This is a genomic window from Brevundimonas sp. (genome assembly GCF_029945885.1).
Classification (GTDB): Bacteria; Pseudomonadota; Alphaproteobacteria; order Caulobacterales; family Caulobacteraceae; genus Brevundimonas.
Map to the genome: position 1 here is coordinate 148,292 of NZ_JAQSDK010000037.1, position 19,679 is coordinate 167,970.

General features: G+C 67.0%; 17 protein-coding genes. 8 read left to right on the plus strand and 9 right to left on the minus strand.

Features of this window, described 5'->3' with window-relative positions; genetic code table 11:
* Positions 1–162 precede the first annotated feature (162 nt).
* On the plus strand, positions 163–1,233 hold the full coding sequence (locus PSV00_RS13685; RefSeq protein WP_300448216.1) for an EpsG family protein: 1,071 nt from the start codon (positions 163–165) through the stop codon (positions 1,231–1,233).
* The gene (asnB, locus tag PSV00_RS13690) at positions 1,233–3,176 is read left to right on the plus strand and encodes an asparagine synthase (glutamine-hydrolyzing) (RefSeq protein ID WP_300448219.1); all 1,944 of its coding nucleotides are present in this window, start codon (positions 1,233–1,235) and stop codon (positions 3,174–3,176) included. Before PSV00_RS13685 ends, asnB begins: the two co-directional genes overlap by 1 nt.
* A gap of 16 nt (positions 3,177–3,192) precedes the next feature.
* Here the strand turns inward: asnB and PSV00_RS13695 are convergent, their stop codons facing one another.
* The 3 genes from PSV00_RS13695 to PSV00_RS13705 form a co-directional block, all read right to left on the minus strand.
* The gene (locus PSV00_RS13695) at positions 3,193–4,083 is read right to left on the minus strand and encodes a methyltransferase domain-containing protein (RefSeq protein WP_300448222.1); all 891 of its coding nucleotides are present in this window, start codon (positions 4,081–4,083) and stop codon (positions 3,193–3,195) included.
* A 271-nt stretch (positions 4,084–4,354) separates the two neighbouring features.
* A complete protein-coding gene (locus PSV00_RS13700; RefSeq protein ID WP_300448225.1) occupies positions 4,355–5,692 on the minus strand; it encodes a nucleotide sugar dehydrogenase in 1,338 nt (445 codons plus the stop codon).
* A gap of 311 nt (positions 5,693–6,003) precedes the next feature.
* Positions 6,004–6,252 carry a hypothetical protein gene (locus PSV00_RS13705; RefSeq protein WP_300448979.1) on the minus strand — a complete coding sequence of 83 codons (249 nt, stop codon included), beginning with the start codon at positions 6,250–6,252 and terminating at the stop codon, positions 6,004–6,006.
* Between PSV00_RS13705 and PSV00_RS13710 the strand changes: the two genes are divergently transcribed.
* The 6 genes from PSV00_RS13710 to pseB all read left to right on the plus strand — a co-directional run bounded on the left by PSV00_RS13710 (position 6,188) and on the right by pseB (position 13,393).
* Positions 6,188–6,706, plus strand: coding sequence for a polysaccharide biosynthesis/export family protein (locus PSV00_RS13710; RefSeq protein ID WP_300448965.1), 519 nt, complete (start codon positions 6,188–6,190; stop codon positions 6,704–6,706). The two genes, PSV00_RS13705 and PSV00_RS13710, sit on opposite strands and share 65 nt — an antisense overlap.
* Before the next feature lie 280 nt (positions 6,707–6,986).
* Complete coding sequence (locus PSV00_RS13715; RefSeq protein ID WP_300448227.1) at positions 6,987–9,236, plus strand: polysaccharide biosynthesis tyrosine autokinase; 2,250 nt, start codon at positions 6,987–6,989, stop codon at positions 9,234–9,236.
* Between the two features lie 14 nt (positions 9,237–9,250).
* Positions 9,251–10,465, plus strand: coding sequence for a hypothetical protein (locus PSV00_RS13720; RefSeq protein ID WP_300448230.1), 1,215 nt, complete (start codon positions 9,251–9,253; stop codon positions 10,463–10,465).
* A gap of 137 nt (positions 10,466–10,602) precedes the next feature.
* The gene (locus PSV00_RS13725) at positions 10,603–10,833 is read left to right on the plus strand and encodes a hypothetical protein (protein ID WP_300448233.1); all 231 of its coding nucleotides are present in this window, start codon (positions 10,603–10,605) and stop codon (positions 10,831–10,833) included.
* A gap of 86 nt (positions 10,834–10,919) precedes the next feature.
* Positions 10,920–12,323, plus strand: a complete 1,404-nt coding sequence (locus PSV00_RS13730; protein ID WP_300448235.1) for an O-antigen ligase family protein — start codon at positions 10,920–10,922, stop codon at positions 12,321–12,323.
* A 68-nt stretch (positions 12,324–12,391) separates the two neighbouring features.
* Positions 12,392–13,393: a UDP-N-acetylglucosamine 4,6-dehydratase (inverting) gene (gene pseB / locus PSV00_RS13735; protein ID WP_300448238.1), complete on the plus strand. Its 1,002-nt coding sequence runs from the start codon at positions 12,392–12,394 to the stop codon at positions 13,391–13,393.
* Positions 13,394–13,396: 3 nt separating this feature from the next.
* On the opposite strand, the gene pseI is transcribed toward pseB, so the two are convergent.
* From pseI to PSV00_RS13765, 6 genes are read right to left on the minus strand one after another with little or no spacing between them, the layout of a single operon-like run.
* On the minus strand, positions 13,397–14,422 hold the full coding sequence (gene pseI, locus PSV00_RS13740) for a pseudaminic acid synthase (protein ID WP_300448241.1): 1,026 nt from the start codon (positions 14,420–14,422) through the stop codon (positions 13,397–13,399).
* Positions 14,419–15,012 (minus strand): UDP-4-amino-4,6-dideoxy-N-acetyl-beta-L-altrosamine N-acetyltransferase, encoded by a 594-nt coding sequence (gene pseH, locus PSV00_RS13745; protein ID WP_300448242.1) that lies wholly within the window; start codon positions 15,010–15,012, stop codon positions 14,419–14,421. Before pseH ends, pseI begins: the two co-directional genes overlap by 4 nt.
* Positions 15,009–15,995: a hypothetical protein gene (locus tag PSV00_RS13750; RefSeq protein WP_300448245.1), complete on the minus strand. Its 987-nt coding sequence runs from the start codon at positions 15,993–15,995 to the stop codon at positions 15,009–15,011. The genes pseH and PSV00_RS13750 overlap by 4 nt, the downstream gene beginning before the upstream one ends.
* Complete coding sequence (gene pseF, locus PSV00_RS13755; RefSeq protein WP_300448248.1) at positions 15,992–16,699, minus strand: pseudaminic acid cytidylyltransferase; 708 nt, start codon at positions 16,697–16,699, stop codon at positions 15,992–15,994. The genes PSV00_RS13750 and pseF overlap by 4 nt, the downstream gene beginning before the upstream one ends.
* On the minus strand, positions 16,696–17,841 hold the full coding sequence (gene pseC / locus PSV00_RS13760; protein ID WP_300448251.1) for a UDP-4-amino-4,6-dideoxy-N-acetyl-beta-L-altrosamine transaminase: 1,146 nt from the start codon (positions 17,839–17,841) through the stop codon (positions 16,696–16,698). Before pseC ends, pseF begins: the two co-directional genes overlap by 4 nt.
* Positions 17,842–17,851: 10 nt before the next feature.
* On the minus strand, positions 17,852–19,654 hold the full coding sequence (locus PSV00_RS13765) for a tetratricopeptide repeat protein (protein WP_300448254.1): 1,803 nt from the start codon (positions 19,652–19,654) through the stop codon (positions 17,852–17,854).
* Positions 19,655–19,679: the final 25 nt, after the last annotated feature.

A 19,679-nucleotide genomic window follows, 5' to 3' on the forward strand; every position in this document is an offset into this window, starting at 1 on the left:
AGGTCCTGGCTGACCGGACGCCCGTTTGCGGCGGAAGTTGTGGCCCGGGCCGGCCTCTGGCCATTGTCTCCCGCGCCATTGGCGGCTACCGCAGGACAGAGCCTCAGGCGCGGGCACAGTCCCGCCGACCGGAGGGCCTGCATACGGAGACCGACCGACAACATGGCCCTCTACTGGATACTGTTGTTCCTCTGCGGCCTGTTCGCCCTGGTGGAGCATTCGCGGCCGCCCGCGCTGCGCAACATGATCGATGCGCCGTGGATCCTGATGATGGTGGTGGTCGCCTGCATGATCGGCCTGCGCTGGGAGACCGGCGGAGACTGGTTCGCCTATGTGGCCATGGTCGACAGCCTGAGCTGGACCAACCTCGAATACGCGCTTTCCAGACCTGATCCCGGATTCGGCCTCCTGACCTATTTTGCCGCCAACGGCGGGGGCGGCATGACTACCGTGACGATGTTCAGCGGAATCGCCATGGCCGTCGGCCTGACCGTCTTCTGTCGCAACCAGCCCCGGCCCTGGCTCGCCCTCACCGCCGCCTTCCCCTATATGATCGTGGTTCTGGGCATGGGCTATATCCGCCAGGGCATCGCCCTGTCGTTCATCATGATCGGCCTGATTGTCCTGCAACGCAGTTCGGTTCTGCGTTATGTGATGGTGATCGCCGTCGGGGCCGCCTTCCACTCCTCGGCAGCCCTGTTCGTGCCGATCGCGGCCCTCGCCCAGGCCAGGAACCGCCTCTGGACAATGGTCTGGGTCGGTATCTCCGCCGGGGCCGCCTTCTTCCTGTTCCTGCGCGAACAGGCCGACACCTTCATCACCAACTATGTCGAGGCCGAGTACAATTCGACCGGGGCACTGGTTCGGGTCCTGATGACCGTGCTGGCCGCCGGGGCCTTCCTGCTGTTTCGCCCGCGCTTCCAGCTCGACGAGCGGGAACGGACGCTCTGGACCTGGCTGTCGGTCATCGCCCTGGCCTTCCCGGTCCTGCTGGTTGTCCTGCCGTCCTCGACGGCCGTCGACCGGATCGCCCTCTACTGGTTGCCGCTGCAGCTGTTTGTCTTCTCGCGCCTGCCCGACGCCCTGGCCCCGGACATCAAGACCCAGCGGCTGATCACCCTCGCCATCTTCATCGCCTATGCCGTGACCTTCTATGTCTGGATCAATTTCGCAGACAACGCCTTCGGCTGGGTTCCGTACAAGTTCAAACCCCTGATGGAGACCTTTTACTGATGTGTGGCCTCGCCGGCTTTTTCAGCCCGCGTGGGATGGAACCGGGGGCCGAGGCCCGGCTGGTGAGCATGCGCGACGCCCTCGCCCATCGCGGTCCCGACGACGCCACCGCCTGGATCGACGAGGCCGCCGGCATCGCCCTGGGCCATCGGCGCCTGTCGATCCTCGACCTGAGCCAGGCCGGAGCCCAGCCGATGGCCTCGGCCAACGGGCGCTGGATGATCGCCTACAATGGGGAACTCTATAATCACCGGGCCCTGCGGGCCGAGCTGGAAGCCGCGGTCGGGACCATCGCCTGGCGTGGCCATTCCGATACCGAGGTCCTGATCGAGGCCATCGCCCACTGGGGCGTGGAGGCGGTTCTGCCGCGCCTGAACGGCATGTTCGCCATGGCCCTGTGGGACCGCCGCGACCGTCGCCTGACCCTGGCGCGCGACCCGTTCGGCGAGAAACCGCTCTACTACGGCTGGGTGGGCGCGAGCCTGGTGTTCGGCTCGGAACTCAAGGCCCTGAGGGTGGTACCCGGCTTCGACCATGCCCTGGACCCGGAAGGGCTGGCGGGATTCGTCCGCAATGGCGTCACCCCCGGCCACCGCTCGATCTACCGGTCCATCGGCAAGGTCGCGCCCGGGACTTCGATAAGCGTCTCCATCGACGCGGTTCCCGGTGCCGACATCGTCAGCGTGCCGTTCTGGTGTGCCGGGACCGCCGCGGACAGGGCCCGCGCCAATCCGTTCACGGGCGACCGGAATGCGGCGGCGGCGGCGCTCGACGAACTGTTGCGCGATGCCGTCAGCCTGCGCATGGAGGCCGACGTTCCGCTCGGGGCGATGCTGTCCGGGGGCATCGACAGCACCCTGGTCACGGCCCTGATGCAGGCGCGGAGCGACCGGCCGGTCCAGACCTTTACCATCGGCTTCAGGGAGTCGGGCTATGATGAGGCCGTCCACGCCCGGGCCATCGCCAGCCATCTGGGTACCGACCATCACGAGCTCTATCTGGACGCCGATGCCGCGCTGGATGTCGTGCCGGGCTTGCCGGCCATCTATGACGAGCCGTTCGCCGACAGCTCGCAGATTCCGACCCTTCTGGTTGCCCGGCTGGCGCGCCGGTCGGTCACCGTGGCCCTGTCCGGCGACGGCGGCGACGAACTGTTCGGTGGCTATAACCGCTATTTCTACGGGGCCCGGGTCGCCGGTACGATCGAGACGCTGCCCCTCGGGCTGCGTCGGCTGGCTGCCGCCGGCCTGACCCTGGTCCCGCCGTCGTTCTGGGATGACCTCGCCGGTGTCATGCGGATGCCGCGCGGTGCACGGACGGGGGAGAAGCTGCACAAGCTGGCCGGTGTGATCGGCGCGGCCGATCGGCCGGCCTTTCATCAGGCCCTGCTGTCAATCTGGCCGGACGCGGCCCATGTGCTGACTCAGCCGGGGGCGTTCGGGATCAACGTTGATTCCGGGGCCGGGCTGCTGGCCCAGGATTTCGCCGCCGGGGCCATGCTCCATGACACCCTGCATTACCTGCCCGACGACATCCTGACCAAGGTGGACCGGGCCACGATGAGCGTCAGCCTGGAAGGCCGCGTGCCCCTGCTCGACACCCGGGTTTTCGACTTCGCCTGGAGCCTGCCGATGGCCATGAAGGTCCAGGGCAACCAGGGCAAGCTGGTGCTCAAGGACGTGCTGGACCGCTATGTGCCGCGGGCCATGATGGAACGCCCCAAACAGGGCTTCGCCGTCCCGGTGGGCCAATGGTTGCGGACCCGGTTGCGCGATTGGGGCGAGGCCCTGCTCGACCCCCGGCGGCTGCGCGACGAGGGCATCTTCGACGTCCGGACCGTCCGGCAGGCCTGGGACGAGCACCAGAGCGGCCGCCGCAATCATGACGCCCGGCTCTGGACGGTGCTGATGTTCCAGGCCTGGCGCGACGAACAGGGGCGCTGAGGCCGGTCAGCCCGCCTCAGTCCCCCGGAATCCGGAATATGCCGTGGAACCGGTTGCCGAAGGTCATCCCGGCAAAGGCGCGGCCACCCAAGGCGATCGCGAGCGCGGCGACGGCCCCCTTGAGCGCGCCGCCTCCGACATAGGGCCACCCCATCTCGCTGATCTGCCAGTGAAGACATTCCAGGCCCGGCGCGGCGCGATCGATCATCAGCCTCTGCTGGCGGGCATCGACCCGGATAAGGTGGGTGGGCACACCCTCACCCACATGGTCCGGTCTCAAAACCCGCTTGAGCCGGCCGAAGGCCCGCGCGGTCCAGTAGACCGGACTGGGATTCTGCTCCAGCGGCCCCTCGATCGACAGCAGTCCGCCCGGCTTGATGAAGGGCAACAACGCCCGCAGCGTCTCGACCGGGGCCGGAAGATGTTCAAGCACGTCGCCGAAATGGATGGCGTCAAATGATGCCGGAGCGAAACTGGTCGCGAATTCAGCGACCGATACAGCCTTGCAGCCCGCCCGCTCGCCCGCATAGCGGGCGGCCTCCGGATCAAAGTCCACACCGCTTGGCGTCAATCCGGCCCGTCCCAGAGACGTCAGCAGGGCCCCCAGACCGCAGCCGTAATCGAGCACCGCCGCCCCCTCGGGCAGGAACTGTTTCAGCAGGGCGGCCGACCGGTCATAGTTCGGCGACTCACAGTCGAGGTAATGGGGGTCGTGGTAGGCTGACTTCTCGTACATCCGGCTGAACGTCGCATCGTCGGGAACCGGGTCGACGAAGACGCTGGCGCACGCGCCGCAACGGACATAGTCGAACGTCTGATCGTGAAACCGGATCGCATAGGGGAAGGCCACGCGCCCGTCGTGCGCAGCGCAAATCGGACAGGCCCGCCAGTCGCGATCATTCATCATCGGAATCGTCCCGGTTGCCAGTCTCCGTCTGCACCGAGACCGGATTTCTCGAAGAAGTATAATGAAATTGGCAGCCAACCCAAGTAGATCCAGGAACGGCAGACCGCGTATTGGAACGACCGAAATAATCCTGGCCGGATCACTCGCCGGACGTCTGCTGGTCAGCACCCTGGCGGAGCGCTGGTATGACCGGCCGGTGCGTCGTGTGCTGGATCAATGGACACGGTGGCGAACGCCCGCCGGCGGCTGACCGGCGTGCGAACGTCCGGCCTCAGGCCCGGACCACCCGCTCCATGTCCGCACCCGCCCGCACACAGGCGTTGCGGGTATCGATCACCAGCCGGGCGGTGCGCGCCAGGGCCGGATAGTCGACGCCGTCATGGTCGGTGGAAATCAGGACCGCGTCATAGGCGGCGATCGCCTCGAGGTTCCAGGCCACCCCCTCACGGAAATTGAGGGTCGGATGCTCACGGGTATTGTCGATCTGGGCCACGTGCGGATCGTAGAAATCGGCCTTGCCGCCGCGGGCCTCGATCAACTCCATCAGACGCAGCGACGGGCTCTCGCGGATATCCTCAATGTTCTTCTTGTAGGCGACGCCCAGAACCAGAATGCGTGCGCCGTTCAGACCGCGGCTGAAGCGACGGTCCAGCGCCTCGGCCATGACGGCGATGACCCGGTCCGGCATCGCCGAATTGATCTCGCCGGCCAGTTCGATGAAACGGGTGTGCTGATTATATTCCCGCGCCTTCCAGGTCAGGTAGAAGGGATCGATCGGGATGCAGTGCCCGCCCAGTCCCGGCCCCGGATAGAAGGGCATGAAGCCGAACGGCTTGGTCTTGGCGGCATCGATCACCTCCCAGATGTCGACGTCCATGGCCTCGAACACGACCTTCAGCTCGTTGACGAGGGCGATGTTCACGGCACGGAAGATGTTCTCGGTGATCTTGACCGCCTCGGCCGTCGCCGAGGACGACACCGGCACCGTGTGCGGCAGCGCCAGTCCGTAGAGGGTCGTCGCGATCTCCCGCGACGCCGGGTCATCGGCACCGACCACCTTGGGAATGCGGGCCGTCGAGAAATCGGGATTGCCCGGATCCTCGCGCTCCGGCGAATAGGCGATGAAGAAGTCGACGCCGGCCTTGAGACCGGTTGCCTCGAGCGCCGGGGTCATCACCTCGGTCGTCGTGCCGGGATAGGTGGTCGATTCGAGAATCACGATCTGGCCGCGGCGCAGGCAGCGGGCGATCATCTCGGTCGTCGACACCACATAGCTCAGGTCCGGCTCGAGATGACGGGTCAGAGGCGTCGGCACACAGATGAGCAGGGCGTCGGGCTCACCCAGCCGGGCCATGTCCGAGGTCGCCTCGAGCAGTCCGGCCGACTGCAGGGCCGCGACGCGCTCTCCGGCCACGTGTTTGATATAGCTGCGGCCGCCGTTCAGATCATCGGTCTTGGCCTGGTCGAGGTCGAATCCGAGAATTCGGCAACCGGCCTCACCGAAGGCGATCGCGAGCGGCAGACCGACGTAACCCATGCCGACGATGCCGATGGTGGCCGCGTTCGACTGGAGACGGGAAAGCAGCGTCGAATGGGCGGAACTGGTCATCGAATCCATCAATCAGCAGGCCGGTCCCCACGGTCCGACGTTGCGGTGGCCTATACAACCCGTTGACGTTTTCTCACAACCCACCCCCCTGGCGTCGCTCACCGGGATCCGAACAGGCGGGCACGCGTGCCGATTGCGTTGCCAAAGAAGAGGCCGTCTACCCCAGACAGTACCCTGTCGCGCAGACCGCAATGGTATTGACCCGGCGCATCAGCATCCGCAAGAATAGGCGACCGACGCTTGGCCTCTGTCGGTCGGGAGTCCGACACATCGGAACTCCGCCCCAAGAACCGCCCCCCGGCTGTGACTGACTACAGGATGATCTCGTTCATGCGCATCGTTTCGCTCTTGATTTCGGCTGTCGTTTTGACCGGCTGCGCGTCGAACGGATTGGGTTCGGGCCCTTCGTCTTTCGTCGATCCGATACAGCTGCAGGCGGCACAGGCCGTCCAGGTCGACCAGAATGCCAGGATCGGGTCCGGCGATTCCCTGCGGATCTCCGTCTTCCGCGTTCCTGAATTGTCGTTCGACAGTCTGAATGTCGATGCCGCAGGGAACATTGAAATGCCCCTGATCGGCACCCTGGCGGCCGAAGGGCGGTCTGCTCCGGAACTGGCGGAAGTGATCCAGACCGGGCTGGCGGCCCGCTATCTGCAGAACCCGCGCGTCACCGTCTCGGTAATCCAGTCCGCCAGCCAGAAGATCACGGTCGACGGTGCCGTCGGCAATCCCGGTGTCTATGTGATGCAGGGCCGGACGACCCTGCTCCAGGCCATCGCCATGGCCGAGGGGGCGAACCGCTCCGCCAACCTGGGTCGGGTTGCGGTGTTCCGCACCGTCGACAACCAGAGGATGGCGGCGCTGTTCGATGTCACGGCCATCCGTCGCGGGGAAGTCGAGGATCCGATCGTTTTGGGGCAGGACGTGGTCATCGTCGACACATCCCGTTTGAGCGCCGCCTTCCAGGACTTCCTGATGGCGGCACCGGCCTTCGCCCTGTTCCGGGCGTTCTAGCCTGGCTGTTCCTGAAATCCGGACTTCAGGATTCCTGCCCATCATACGGGAACCCGCGCCCCGGCTTCGAGTCGGGGCCAACCGGGCCAGAATGACCGGATAGCGCCAATGAATGGATTTGCCCCCGCCTCGACGACCTGCCATCAAACCGCTTCCCGGAACTGCGAACGGCCTCGATCGCTGTGCCCGGTTGCGGTAACTCTCACTGGTGACGACCGGATTTGCGGCTCGCATCGAACCGACTGAAATTGGGATTCACCACGTGGCCAACGGAAAGCCTTTGAAGAACAACGCATCATCTTTCGGCTGGTCGCTGTCCGATCGCGGATTCGGCCCGGTCAGTGAACCTCACAGCGCGGCGGGATCGGCGGAGACGGATTCGCTCGCCTCCGGGTTTGATCTGGCGACCTACTGGCGTCTGGCCGTCAAATGGCGATTGCTGATCCTGATTCTGACGGCGGCCTGCCTGGCCATCGGGCTGGCCGTCACCATGCTGACGCCGCCGATCTATCGGGCCTCGTCGGTCATCCAGATCGACCGTGAGACCCCCCAGGTTTTCCGGGACGGCGTCCCGACCGGCGACCGTGGCGGGTCCAGCCTGGAGTTCCTCTCGACCCAGTACGGCCTTCTGCACAGCCGCTCCCTCGCAGAACGGGTGGTCAACAGCCTCGACCTGGCCAATTCAGACACCTTCCTTGAACAGATGGGGCAACCGGCCGCGAAATCCGCCGGTGCCGACACGCCGGACGCAGTCAACCGCCGTCGCGACCGGGCGACCCGGATCGTCATGGCCAATCTGGACGTCGCGCCGGTCTCCAACTCGCGACTGGTTCGGGTCAGCTTCAAGAGTCCCTCGCCCCAGCTGTCTGCCCAGCTGGCCAATGCCATCTCGGAGAATTTCATCCAGGCGAACCTGGATCACAAATTCGAGTCGTCCGCCTATGTCCGCGAGTTTCTCGAAAAGCAGATCGAGGAGACCAAGCAGAAGCTGGAGGACACAGAGCGTGAACTGGTCGCCTACGCTTCCGGTCAGCAGATCATCAACATTACCGAGCCGAACAGCGACACCCAGGGGCAGTCCCTGACCACGACCAATCTGATCGCCCTGAACAATTCCCTGGTCGAGGCTCGCAGCCGGCGCGTGTCCGCCGAGGAAAAATGGCGTCAGGCCCAGTCCGCCGCCGTGATGAGCATCCCCGAAGTCGTCGACAGCGCCCCGATCCAGACCATGATCGCCGAACGGGCGCGTCTGGACGGCCAGTACCGGGAACAGCTGGAAATCTACAAGCCGGACTATCCGGCGATGCAGCAGTTGCGGGCGCAGATCGACGGAATCGACCGCCAGATCGCCTCGCTCGGCTCGAACATCAAACAGTCGATCCGCAACCAGTTTGTGATCGCCGCGAATGAGGAGCGCTCGCTGCAGGCCCAGGTGGACGGTCTGACCGGAAACGTGCTCGACCTGCGTCAGCGCAGCATCCAGTACAACATTCTGCAACGCGAGCTGGACACCAGCCGCGAGCTCTATGACGGTCTGCTGCAGCGCTACAAGGAAGTCGGCGTCACCGGCGGCGTCACGACCAACAACATCGCCATTATCGACCGCGCCCAGGCTCCCGGCCGGCCGTCCAGCCCCAACCTGCTGATCAACCTCGCGATCGCCCTGTTCGTCGGCCTCGGCCTGGGGGCGCTCTCGGCCTTCATCCTGGAAGCCCTGGATGAATCCCTGGCCACGCCGGAAGACGTCGAGACCAAGGTCGGCGTCCCGGTCCTGGGCGTGATTCCAAAACTCGGCGACGGCATCAATCCGATTGTGGCTCTGGACGATATCCGATCCGGCTTCTCCGAGGCCTATTATGCCCTGAGAACAGCCCTGCAGTTTTCAACCCCGCAGGGCGCGCCGGCCAGCATCCTGATCACCAGCTCCCGCCCCGGCGAGGGCAAGTCCACCACGGCCTTCGCCGTGGCGCATAACCTGGCCCGGGTCGGGCGCAGGGTCCTGCTCGTGGACGGCGATCTGCGACGCCCGTCCCTGCACCGGGTCGTCGGCGGTACCAACAACGTCGGGGTCAGCAATTTCCTTTCCGGCTCTGATGGTCTGGCGGACAAGGTGCAGCCCACCTCCCATCCCAACCTCGCGTTCATCGCCTGTGGCCCGATTCCGCCGAACCCGGCCGAACTCTGGGGCGGGGACCGGGCAACCGCCTTTGTCCAGGAAGCCCTGACCCAGTTTGACCATGTCATCATCGACGGGCCGCCCGTGCTGGGCTTCGCCGACGCGCCGATCCTCGCGGCCCAGGTGACCGGCTTCCTGTTTGTCGCCGAATCCCGCGGGGCGCGCCGCAGCCAGGTTCGGGGCGCGCTGCGGCGACTGGCCAGCGGCCACGCCCGTCTGCTGGGCGTCGTCCTGACCAAGTTCAACGCCCGCGCCGCGACAAGCTACGGCGGTTATGACTACGCCTACGACTATGATTACGCAGCAGATTCCACGGCCCGTCCCGGCGACAAGGGCCGGCGAGCCCCCCGTTGAGTCTGGCCGGCACAGTGCCCACCGCCCGCCCCGGCGGACGGGTCGGGCGCTATCTGCCGGTCCTCGTCGGGGCCCTGGCGGTCTGGCTGGGCTGGCAGATGGTCGTGCAGCTTCTCGTCGACCGGGCACCGGCGGAGATCGCCCTGCGCATAGCGCCGACCTCCCCGACCGCCCTCGCCCGGGCGGCGGAGGCCGAGCTGGCCGCCGGCCGCCTCGACAATGCGGCCTCCCTGGCCAGTAGCGGTCTGCGAAGCGACCCGTTCAATTTTCAGTCCCTGAAGGTGGCCGGCCTGACCCGGGACAAGGCCGGCGACACGGCGGGAGCCGACGCCCTGCTGACCCTGGCCGGAAACTGGAGCCTCCGCGACAGTGAGGTCCACGCCTGGCTGGTCAACCAGAGACTGAAGCGGGCCGACTATGCGTCGGCCTTTGCCCACGCCGGGACGCTGTTGCGCCGCCGGGTCGAATACACGGATCCGATCTTCGAGCTGTTTGAAACCGCCTATGTGGAGGATGCGCGCGCGCGCGCGCCCCTGCTGAAGAGGCTGGAAGCCCGCCCGCCCTGGCGGGGGCGGTTCCTGCAGACCCTGGCCCAGTCGGATCGCGGCAGCACTGTGATGCTCTCGATCGCGGCCTCGCTGAAGACGTCGGCCGCGTCACTGAGCGATGAGGAACTGGGGGTCCAGTACCGTACGGCCCTGGCCCGGCAGAAGCTTGCATTGATCCACCAGCTTCGAACCCTCGTGAACCGCCCGGCCCTGTCCGAGCCGGTCTTCGACGGCCACTTTACCGGGCGGAGCGGAATCACGCCTTTCGTCTGGACCTTCACCCAGGACAAGGGCCAGCGGATCAGCCTGTCGGCCGCAGACACCGATCGACCCTCCGCGCTGCGCGTTGAGTACGAAGGGTTCGGACCGGTCACCTTTGCCAGCCAGATGCTGACGCTTGATCCCGGTGCCTACACCCTTGCCGTCGACTATCGCCTCGAACCGGGGACCTCCACCTCCCGCGCCACATGGCAGGTTCGCTGTCTCGAGAGCGGCGAGCTGGTCACCAACCGCCCGGTCGCCGATTCGCCGGGCCAGACGCCGGGCCGTGTCGAGAGTCATTTCGTCGTTCCGGCAACGGGCTGCGCGGTCCAGTGGATCCGGCTGGTCACGACGCCCGGGGATCGCAGAATCGCCCTGTCAGCCTCGTTCCACGGGGTGGTAATCACTCCGGATTCCTGATCTGGTGGTGTTGGGGGATTGATGCAATCTCTGCGATTGTCGCGGCCCGAAACCGACTTGCCTCCGCAACCTCTCTGGGCTACGATCATTTCAGTTATACGGCTTTTCTGAAGCTGCCACTCGATAAGGGGATTTTCATGCGTAAAACTATCGCCGCAGTTTCACTCGGCCTGATGCTGGTCGCCGGCCAGGCGGCCGCTGCCAACTCCAACACTGCCGCTGCCCGCGTGGGCGACCGGGTCGGTGCCCAAGCCGGTGAATCCAGCGAATTCGTTGGCATCCCGCTTCCGGTTCTGCTCATCGGTACGGCTGTGATCATCGGTGTGATTTCGGTCGCCTCGAACGACGATTCGTCGGTTAGCCCGTAGGATTTGGGACCGAACGACGTAGCCATTTAGTGGTCGCCGTTCGTTTTCGAGATTTTGTACGACATTGGAACACCACAGCCTTCGCTGTGGTGTTCTTTGTCGTGGCGGCCTTCCTGTTCGGTGGGGCCAGCCAGCTGAACCAGTTGCGGCTCATGGTCGTGGAACTGGCCGCCCTGCCGGTTCTGGTTCTTGCCGCCGGCCACTACACCGACAGCGCGATATTCAAACGGCACGGCTTCCTGCTGGGACTACTGGCCGCAACCCTTGCCCTGCCGCTGATCCAGAGCGCGCCCCTGCCCCCCGGCCTGTGGTCGGGCCTGCCGGGTCGCGAGCCCATGGTGCAGGCCCTGACGGTGTCCGGTACGCCCCAGGGCTGGACCGCCCTGTCGATGACGCCGGAACTCACCTGGCGCGCCTTCCTTGCCCTCATTCCGCCGACGGCCATCCTGCTGTTCACCCTCGGCGCTGACGGCCGCCGACGCGACGGGCTTGTGACCCTGCTTGTCCTCGGTGCCCTCGCCAGCCTCGGCCTGGGGTTCGTCCAGATGATCGAGGGGTCCGGCCGCCTGTATCTGTGGTCCCACGAAGGCATGCGAACCATGGCCGGCTTCTTCTCCAACCGGAACCATCTCGCCACCCTGTGCCTGGTCGCCCTGCCGTTCGCGGCGACCCTGATCACCACAGCCGTACGGCGGGGTGAGCCGTTTCAGCGCCCGCGCTTCTGGCTTGGCGTCGTCTTTGTCCCGCTTGGCCTGATCGGCCTGGCCGCGATCCAGTCCCGAGCCGGCATCGCCCTGGCCCTGCCGGTTCTGGCGGCGACGCTGCTGGGGGCCTGGATTGCGGACGGTCGCCGTCGACCGAACCGGACGGTGACCATTTTGGCGGCGGTCATCGGCCTGCTGGTCGTCGTCATCGCCGTGATCGCGGCCCCGCCCATCATCGCCCGCTTTTCCGAAGCGGGATCCTATGACGCCCGCCTCCTGGCCTGGGGAGTCGTCAGCGAGGCGGCCCGGACCTATCTTCCTCTCGGCAGCGGAATCGGGTCCTTCGATGCGATCTATCGCTCGGTCGAGCCGCTCGCGACCCTCGACCCGCTGTATTTCAACCACGCCCACAACGAATTCCTCGAGATGTGGCTGGAGACGGGCTGGCCGGGGGCCGCTCTCCTGATCGCCTTCCTGGTCTGGTTCGGGCGGCGCAGCGTTCAGGCCTGGCGGGCCCCGGCCAATGATTCGCGCGATCTTCAGCGCGCCGCGTCCATCGCCGTGCTCGCCATGGTGCTGCATTCCGGCGTCGACTATCCGCTGCGGACCGAGACCATGGCGGTTCTGTTTGCCCTGTGTTGCGCGCTGCTCGAATTTGCCGGCCAGAATGTCGCCGCCGACGAGAACCCGGGCCGCAAACGTCGTCGGATTCGCGTCCGGACCGGTCGAACCCGCAGGCCGGTTTCCCTGGAAGATCGTCCGCGCCCGGCACGCCTCGGGACTTGACGCGCGAACCCGAACACTGAGCCATACTCGTCTGGACGAATCCCGTCGGCCCCGAGGTGGCTCCCGCCATGTTTGATGACAAGTCCATCCTGATCACCGGTGGATCCGGCTCGTTCGGCAAGATGTACATCCGCGCCATTCTCGCCCGGTTCAAGCCACGGCGACTGATCGTCTATTCGCGCGACGAGCTGAAACAGTTCGAGATGCAGCACGAGTTCACCGACCCGTGCATGCGCTTCTTCCTCGGTGATGTGCGCGACCGCGAGCGGTTGATCCAGGCGACGCGCGGTGTCGACTTCATCATCCACGCGGCGGCCATGAAACAGGTGCCGGCGTCCGAGTACAATCCGACCGAATGTATCCGCACCAACATCAGCGGGGCCGAGAACGTCATCGCCGCCGCCCTGGCCAATGACGTCGACCGGGTCATTGCCCTGTCGACCGACAAGGCCGCCAATCCGATCAATCTGTACGGCGCGACCAAGCTGGTGTCGGACAAATTGTTCGTCGCCGCCAACAACATGGCCGGCAGCCACAAGACCCGGTTTGCCGTCGTGCGCTACGGCAATGTCGTGGGCTCGCGCGGCTCGGTCCTGCCCTTCTTCCAGAAGCTGATCGCCGAAGGGGCCGCCTCCCTGCCGATCACCGACCCGCGCATGACGCGGTTCTGGATTTCCCTGGATCAGGGGGTCAAATTCGTCCTGACCAATTTCCAGCGGATGCAGGGTGGCGAGATCTTCATTCCCAAGATTCCGTCGGTCCGGATCGTCGATCTGGCCGAGGCCCTGGCCCCCGGCATGGCCACCCATGTGGTCGGCATCCGTCCGGGTGAGAAACTGCATGAGATCATGTGTCCGGGCGACGATTCCCACCTGACCTATGATTTCGCCGACCACTATGTGATCGCTCCGACCATCCGCTTCCACAATGTCGAGAGCGATTTCGCCCACAATGCGATGGGCGAGACCGGCGAGCGGGTCGAACCAGGCTTTGAATACAACTCGGGTTCCAACCCGCATTTCCTGTCGGTCGAGGAAACCCGGGCCTTCAACCGGTTCGCCGAAGCCTGAGCCCTACTCCACCAGGCCCCAGCGCATCGGCGTGCCGCGGGCGGCGTCGCGCGTGACCTTGCGGCCCAGCAGCTCGGCATAGTGGCGCGGGTGCAGGCCGTCGCCGGGCCGGACCGAGCGCAGGCTCCGGGCGGTCAGCACGTCTCCGGCCTTCACATCCTCGGCGATGAACAGCGAGCGGCCGAAGCGGCGATTGATCGCCGCCTGACCGGTCGGGCCGAACTGCATCGTGCCGAGGGCGGATTCGGCCACCCGCAGATGGCGCACCAGGGTCGCGAACTCGTCCGGGGTCAGGGAGAAGCTGGCGTCAGGGCCGCCGATGGCCCGGTCGAGAATGAAATGCTTCTCGACCACCCGCGCGCCCAGGGCCACGGCGGCGATGGCCACGACATCGCCCGTGGTGTGGTCCGACAGGCCGACGCGAACCCCGAAGGTCTCGGCCAGCTTCGGCAGGGTCACCAGATTGGCGTCGGCCGGATCGGCCGGATAGGCCGAGGTGCAGGTCAGCAGGGTGATGTCGTCATTGCCGACCCGGCGACAGGCGGCCACCGCCTCCTCGATCTCGGCCAGGCCGGCGATGCCGGTCGAGATGATCATCGGCCGACCCCGGGCCGCCGCATATTCGATCAGCGGGATGTCGACGATCTCGAACGAGGCGATCTTGTAGATCGGCACATCCATGGCCGCGAGGAAGTCGACAGCGGTGAAGTCGAACGGCGAGGAGAAGAAGACCAGGCCGTTGCGTTCGGCCTCGGCCTGGATCGGCGCATGCCATTCCCACGGCAGATACGCCTCACGATACAGGGCGTGCAGGGTGGTGCCGTCCCACAGGGTGCCGTCCCGGATCTGGAAACAGTCGCTGTCGCAGTCGAGGGTGATGGTGTCGGCGGTATAGGTCTGGACCTTGATCGCATCGGCCCCGGCCGCCGCCGCCGCCCGCACCGTCGCGAGGCAGGTGTCCAGCGAACCGCCGTGATTGGCCGACAGTTCGGCGACGATGAAGACCCGGTCGGGAAAGGTGAAGCTCATGCGGGCGGGCCTTCGAATACGGTGGCCATCAGGGCCGGGCGGTCCTCGGCCCAGCTGTCGGCGAACCGGGCCAGCAGGACCACGTCCTGCAACTGATCGTCCTTCAGCGCGTGTCGCACAAGACGGCCCTCCTCGACGAAGCCGAAGCGTTTGTGCAGGCGGACGACGGCCGCGTTGAAGGCGAAGACCTCGCAGCACAGCTTGCCGATGCCGAGATCACCGAACACCTGGTCGAGCGCCAGCAGTTCCATCGCCGCGCCCGAGCCGCGCGGCGCGTCGGCCTCGCCCAGGTAGAAGGCCCAGCTGCAGCGGTCATTGCGCCGGTCGATCCCGGTGAAGGAGACAAAGCCCATGGGCCGTCCCTGGTATTCATAGATCCGGTAGGCGGCCGCCGGGTTCGACAGGCTGCCGGCGAACCAGCGGGCGTGTTCGTCGGCCGCGATCAGATGGTCGCTGTACATGTTGGCGCGCACCCGGTCCTGGTTGCGCCAGGCCAGGGTGCGGGCTTCGTCCTCCGGTCCAAGGGGACGCAGGCGACAATCCTCGAAACGCAGTCCCGAGGACCGGGGTGTGCGTGGGGTTTCGGTCATGATCCGCCCTTCCTGGACCGGGTCTGGAGCCGCTCGAACAGCCGCCGCACCCCCTGCCCGTCCATGGTCGCCTCGGCCCGGTCGGTGATCGTGCGCCGGATCCGGGGGTCGCGCAGCCGGTCCAGACCGGCCCGTATCCGCCGGTCCCGGTCCACAGCGTCCCAACGCCCGGCATCGACGAAGCCACACAGGTCGGGCCAGTGGTCGAGATTGGGCTGCTGGTTGTCGGCGACGCCCAGCAGAACCGTCGGCACGCCGCAGCGGGCCAGTTCAAACGTCGTGGTTCCGGCGGCGCTGACGGCGAGGTCGGCCTCGAGCATCAGCGCGGCCATGGTCTGGTCCGACAGCCCGCGATGCACGACTACGCCCGGTCGCGGCGAGGGGCTGGCGTCGCCGGTGACCCAGTCGATCCGCGCCCCGGGGAAGGCATCCGCGACCTGGCCGACGATCGCCGCGCCCACATCATCAAGGTCGCTGCCGCCGAGGGTGACAAGGATGCGTTCGACCACCGGCCGGACCGGCCCCCGCAGAGCCACGCTCCAGAAGGCGGGGCGCAGTGGCTGCCACGACGGTCCGGTCAGCCATTCGGCACCGTCCGGCCGCAGGGGAGCCGGGTCCAGCGCCGGATGGACGACAAAGCCGCGCGGATAGGTCAGGCGCTGCAGATCGTCGATGAAGACCGGCGTCGTGGCCTGGTCGGCGATGGCGGCGACCACGGCGGGGCTCACCGTATAGGAATCGACAATGGCCACGTCCGGCCGCAGGTCCGGCAGGCTGGCGGGCTCGTCCTGCCACGGGCCGATCCGCACCTCGCCACAGTCCGCGGTCATGGCGGTCGCCCGCTCGTCACCGTCCAGCATCCATAATACGCGCCCGCCCTGCGCCATCCGGTAGCGGGCATAGGCGCTGCAGCGGCTGACATGGCCGAGCCCGCGCGCGCGCCCGCCCTCGGTGAAGATGACGAGCAGGCCCGGGCGGCTCATGCGCGGCTGTCCGGCACGCGTCCCAGCATCGCGAATTTCAGCTCGGCCAGACGCCAGTCGGTCGGGGTGTCGATGTCCTGGACCTCGGTCTCATCGACCTCGAAACTGCCGGCCCGGCCCGAGAAGGTCGGGGTCTTCGCCAGACAGGCCGCCGCGCTCATCCAGTAGAACTGGCCGGCGTCGTGATAGGCGGGCTCCAGGTCCTGGGACCGGCTGGCATAGTGTTCGGGAGCCAGCATGGCGGTATGGCCCGCCGCGTCGCGGCGCAGGGCGCGCTGGATCGGCGAGCCGAACCGCACCACCGGGAAGACGCTGTCGAAATCCCCGGACCGGAACAGTTGATGCCCGTGCTTCAGGCCCTCGGGGGTCACCAGGGCCGCGGTCGCCAGCAGGCAGCAGACGGTGTCGAAGCTCTGGCCCCGATCGCGATAGGTGGCGACCACCTCGGCCAGTACATCCAGCAGGGGGCTGTGGTCATCGGCGGTCGCCGGACTGCGCAGGAAGGGCACCTCGGCCCCGGCCGTGCGGGCGGCGTCGGCGATCTCGTCGTCGTCGGTCGAGACCATGATGGTATCGAACAGGCCGCTGTCGCGCGCGGCGGCAATCGGCCAGGCCAGGATCGGGCGACCGGCGAAGTCACGGATATTCTTGCGCGGGATGCGTTGGCTGCCGCCCCGGGCCGGGATGACGGCCAGCACGCTCACACCAGGCCCCGGACGGCGGTGATGACCTGTTCGACGTCGTCATCGCTCATGGCCGGAAACAGGGGCAGGCTGAGGGCACGGTCGTAATAGGCTTCCGCCGCCGGATACTGCCCAGCCGCCGTGCCGAAGCTCTGGCGGTACCAGGGCTGGAGATGGACGGGGATGTAGTGGACCTGGGTGCCCACCCCCTGGGCCAGCAGGGTGGCCATGACCTGGGGCCGGGTCCGGCCGATGGCGTCGAAATCGATCTGGACCACATACAGATGCTGGCAGACCGACTGGCCGGGCGTCTCCGGGGGACGGACCAGCCAGTTGAGACCGGCGAAGGCCTGATGGTAGCGGGCGACGATCGCCTGGCGGCGGGCCATGAAGTGATCGAGTTTGCGCAGCTGGCTGGCCCCCAGGGCCGCCTGGATCTCGGTCATCCGGTAGTTGAAGCCCAGGGCCTGCTGTTCGTACCACCAGGGACCGGGATTGTCGGCCAGCCGGGCGGGGTCGCGGGTGATGCCGTGCGAGCGCAACATCAGCAGCCGCTGATACAGGGCCTCGTCATTGGTGGTGATCGCCCCGCCTTCGCCGGCGGTGATGGTCTTGACCGGATGAAAGGAGAAGACGGTCGCGTCGGAATGGCGGCAGTTCCCGACCCGGCCGCCGCCGACATATTCGGAGCCGATGGCGTGGGAGGCGTCCTCGATGATGCGGATGTCCCGATCCGCGGCCATGGCCTGGAAGGCCGGCATGTCGGCGGGCAGGCCGGCGAAATGGACCGGGGCGATCAGCCGGGTCTGCGGCGTCAGGGCCGCCCGTGTGGCGGTCGGCGACAGGTTCAGCGTCGCCGGATCGATATCGGCGAAGACGGGGGTCAGGCCGACATAGGCCATGGCGTTCGAGGTGGCGACGAAGGTGTTGGGCGTGGTGATCCCCTCGCCCGCCTCCATCTCCAGCCCGGCCATGGCGATGTGCAGGGCCGCCGTGCCGTTGGCGACGGCGACGCAGTATTTCGCTCCGACATGGGCGGCCAGATCGGCCTCGAAGGCCGCCGTGGCCGGGCCCTGGGTCAGCAGGGGCGAACGCAGCACCGCCAGGACCGCCGCCTCGTCCTCGGCGTCGATCGACTGGCGGCCATAGGGGATGACCCTCACGGGCGGGGCTTCAGGCGGCATGACGTTGCGCGACCTCGGCCGACAGGGCGGTGGCGATCCGGTCCATGACCTCGGCCCATGCGCCGAGCACCGTAGTGCGGAACACCTCGACGGTCGGATAGCAGAGATAGCCGTTCGGGCCGAAGCCGGACCAGGCCTCGCCGGTCGAGGTCATCCAGACCGGGGCCCCGCAGGCGGCGGCGATATTGGTCGTGGCCGTCGCCGGGCCGATCACCAGGTCGAGCGCCGCGCACAGGGCGGCCAGGTCATCCAGATCGTCCTTCAGGTCGATGCCGGGCGGGGTCCAGATCTCGAGACCGGCGGCGCGGGCGGCCTCAAGCTCGGCGGTGGCGTCGCCATACTGCAGATTGACGAAACGCACCCCCGGGACGCTGAGCACCGGCCGCCACATCTCGAACGGCGAATAGACCCGCACGCGGGCCCCCTTCATGATCAGGCTCTTCCACAGCACGCCGACGTTCAGGCCCGGACCGGCCCCGGCCAGAACGGCGCGCCAGTGCGCGACCCGGTCGGAGTCGGGTGTCAGGAACCCCGGCGTCGTCGGGAAGGCCTCGGCCCGGGTGCGGAACTGGCGGAACAGGCTGGCCATCGGCGACCAAAGGTCGATGGCCGGGACCGGATCGGGCAGGTCGGCGGCCCGGTACAGCCGTCCCAGATGCCGCACACTGCGGTGCCGCACCACCCGGGCCTGCGGATAGCTGCGCTGGAACAGGGGCACCAGCCGGTGCTCGACGGCCAGGATCAGGGTGCCGTCCGGCCCCAGCGCCTCGGTCACATCAGCCAGAAGATTGGCGAACAGGATCTCGTCGCCCAGCCCCTGTTCGCCATAGACCAGCAACGTCCGCCCCTTGAGGTCGTCGCCCGGTGCCCAGCGTTCGCCACCGGGGGCAAAGGTGACGGCATCAGCCAGGGCCAGGTCGAGGCGGGCCTCATAGGTCTCGAAGGCCTGGTCCAGCTGGCCGACGGCCATCTGGGTCAGGGCCTTGGCCATCTTCATCGTGGCGATTTCGGTGGGAGCGGTGACCCCGGTCAGGGCCTCGTCGATGTCGGCGATGGCCAGCAGGGGCTCGCCCAGCCCCATGCGGACATTGGCCCGGTTGTAGCGCGCCTTGTAGAAGTCCGGCGCCAGCCGCAGCGCCTCGTCATAGAACGGCAGGGACTGGGCCGCGTCGCCTCGCTCGCTCAGCACCGTGCCGAGGGAGTTCCACAGGATCGGCTCGGCCGGATTCCCCCCCAGGGCATCCCGCAACAGGTTGATGGCCTCGTCATAGCGGTTCTGGTCGCGCAGGGCGCAGGCCAGGTTGTTGGTTGCCTCCACGTTTCCGGGGTGGCTGGCCAGATAGCGGCTCAGCAGTTTCTCCGCGATCTCCAGATAGCCGAGGCGATGCGCCAGCCGGCCCAGGTCGAACGCCACCATGGTCTCGTCGGCGGACAGCCGCACCGCCGCCTCATAGGCCGAAAAGGCCTGGGCCAGGTCGCCGCCCTTTTCCTGGGCGATGGCCAGGATATGCCAGGACAGGCCGTTGCGCTCATCCAGTTTCAAAGCCTTCAGCGCCAGCTGCGAGGCCTCGCCATAGGTCTCGGCCGCGATCGCCTTCAACGCGGCCTGAAGCAGCAGGACGATGCGCGACGAGGCCGGGGTCTTTCCGGTCTTCTTGCCGGCGGCCCGGCGCGCCGGGCGGGAGGCCCGCGACAGCCGGGACAGGGCTTCCGGCGAGGCCGAGTCGCCGACCAGGCCGTCCAGTGTGGGCCGTCCCGGGTCCGCGGCCGGCATGATTGGCGGGACGCTCATACCCGGCCCTTTCTGTGAGTCATCG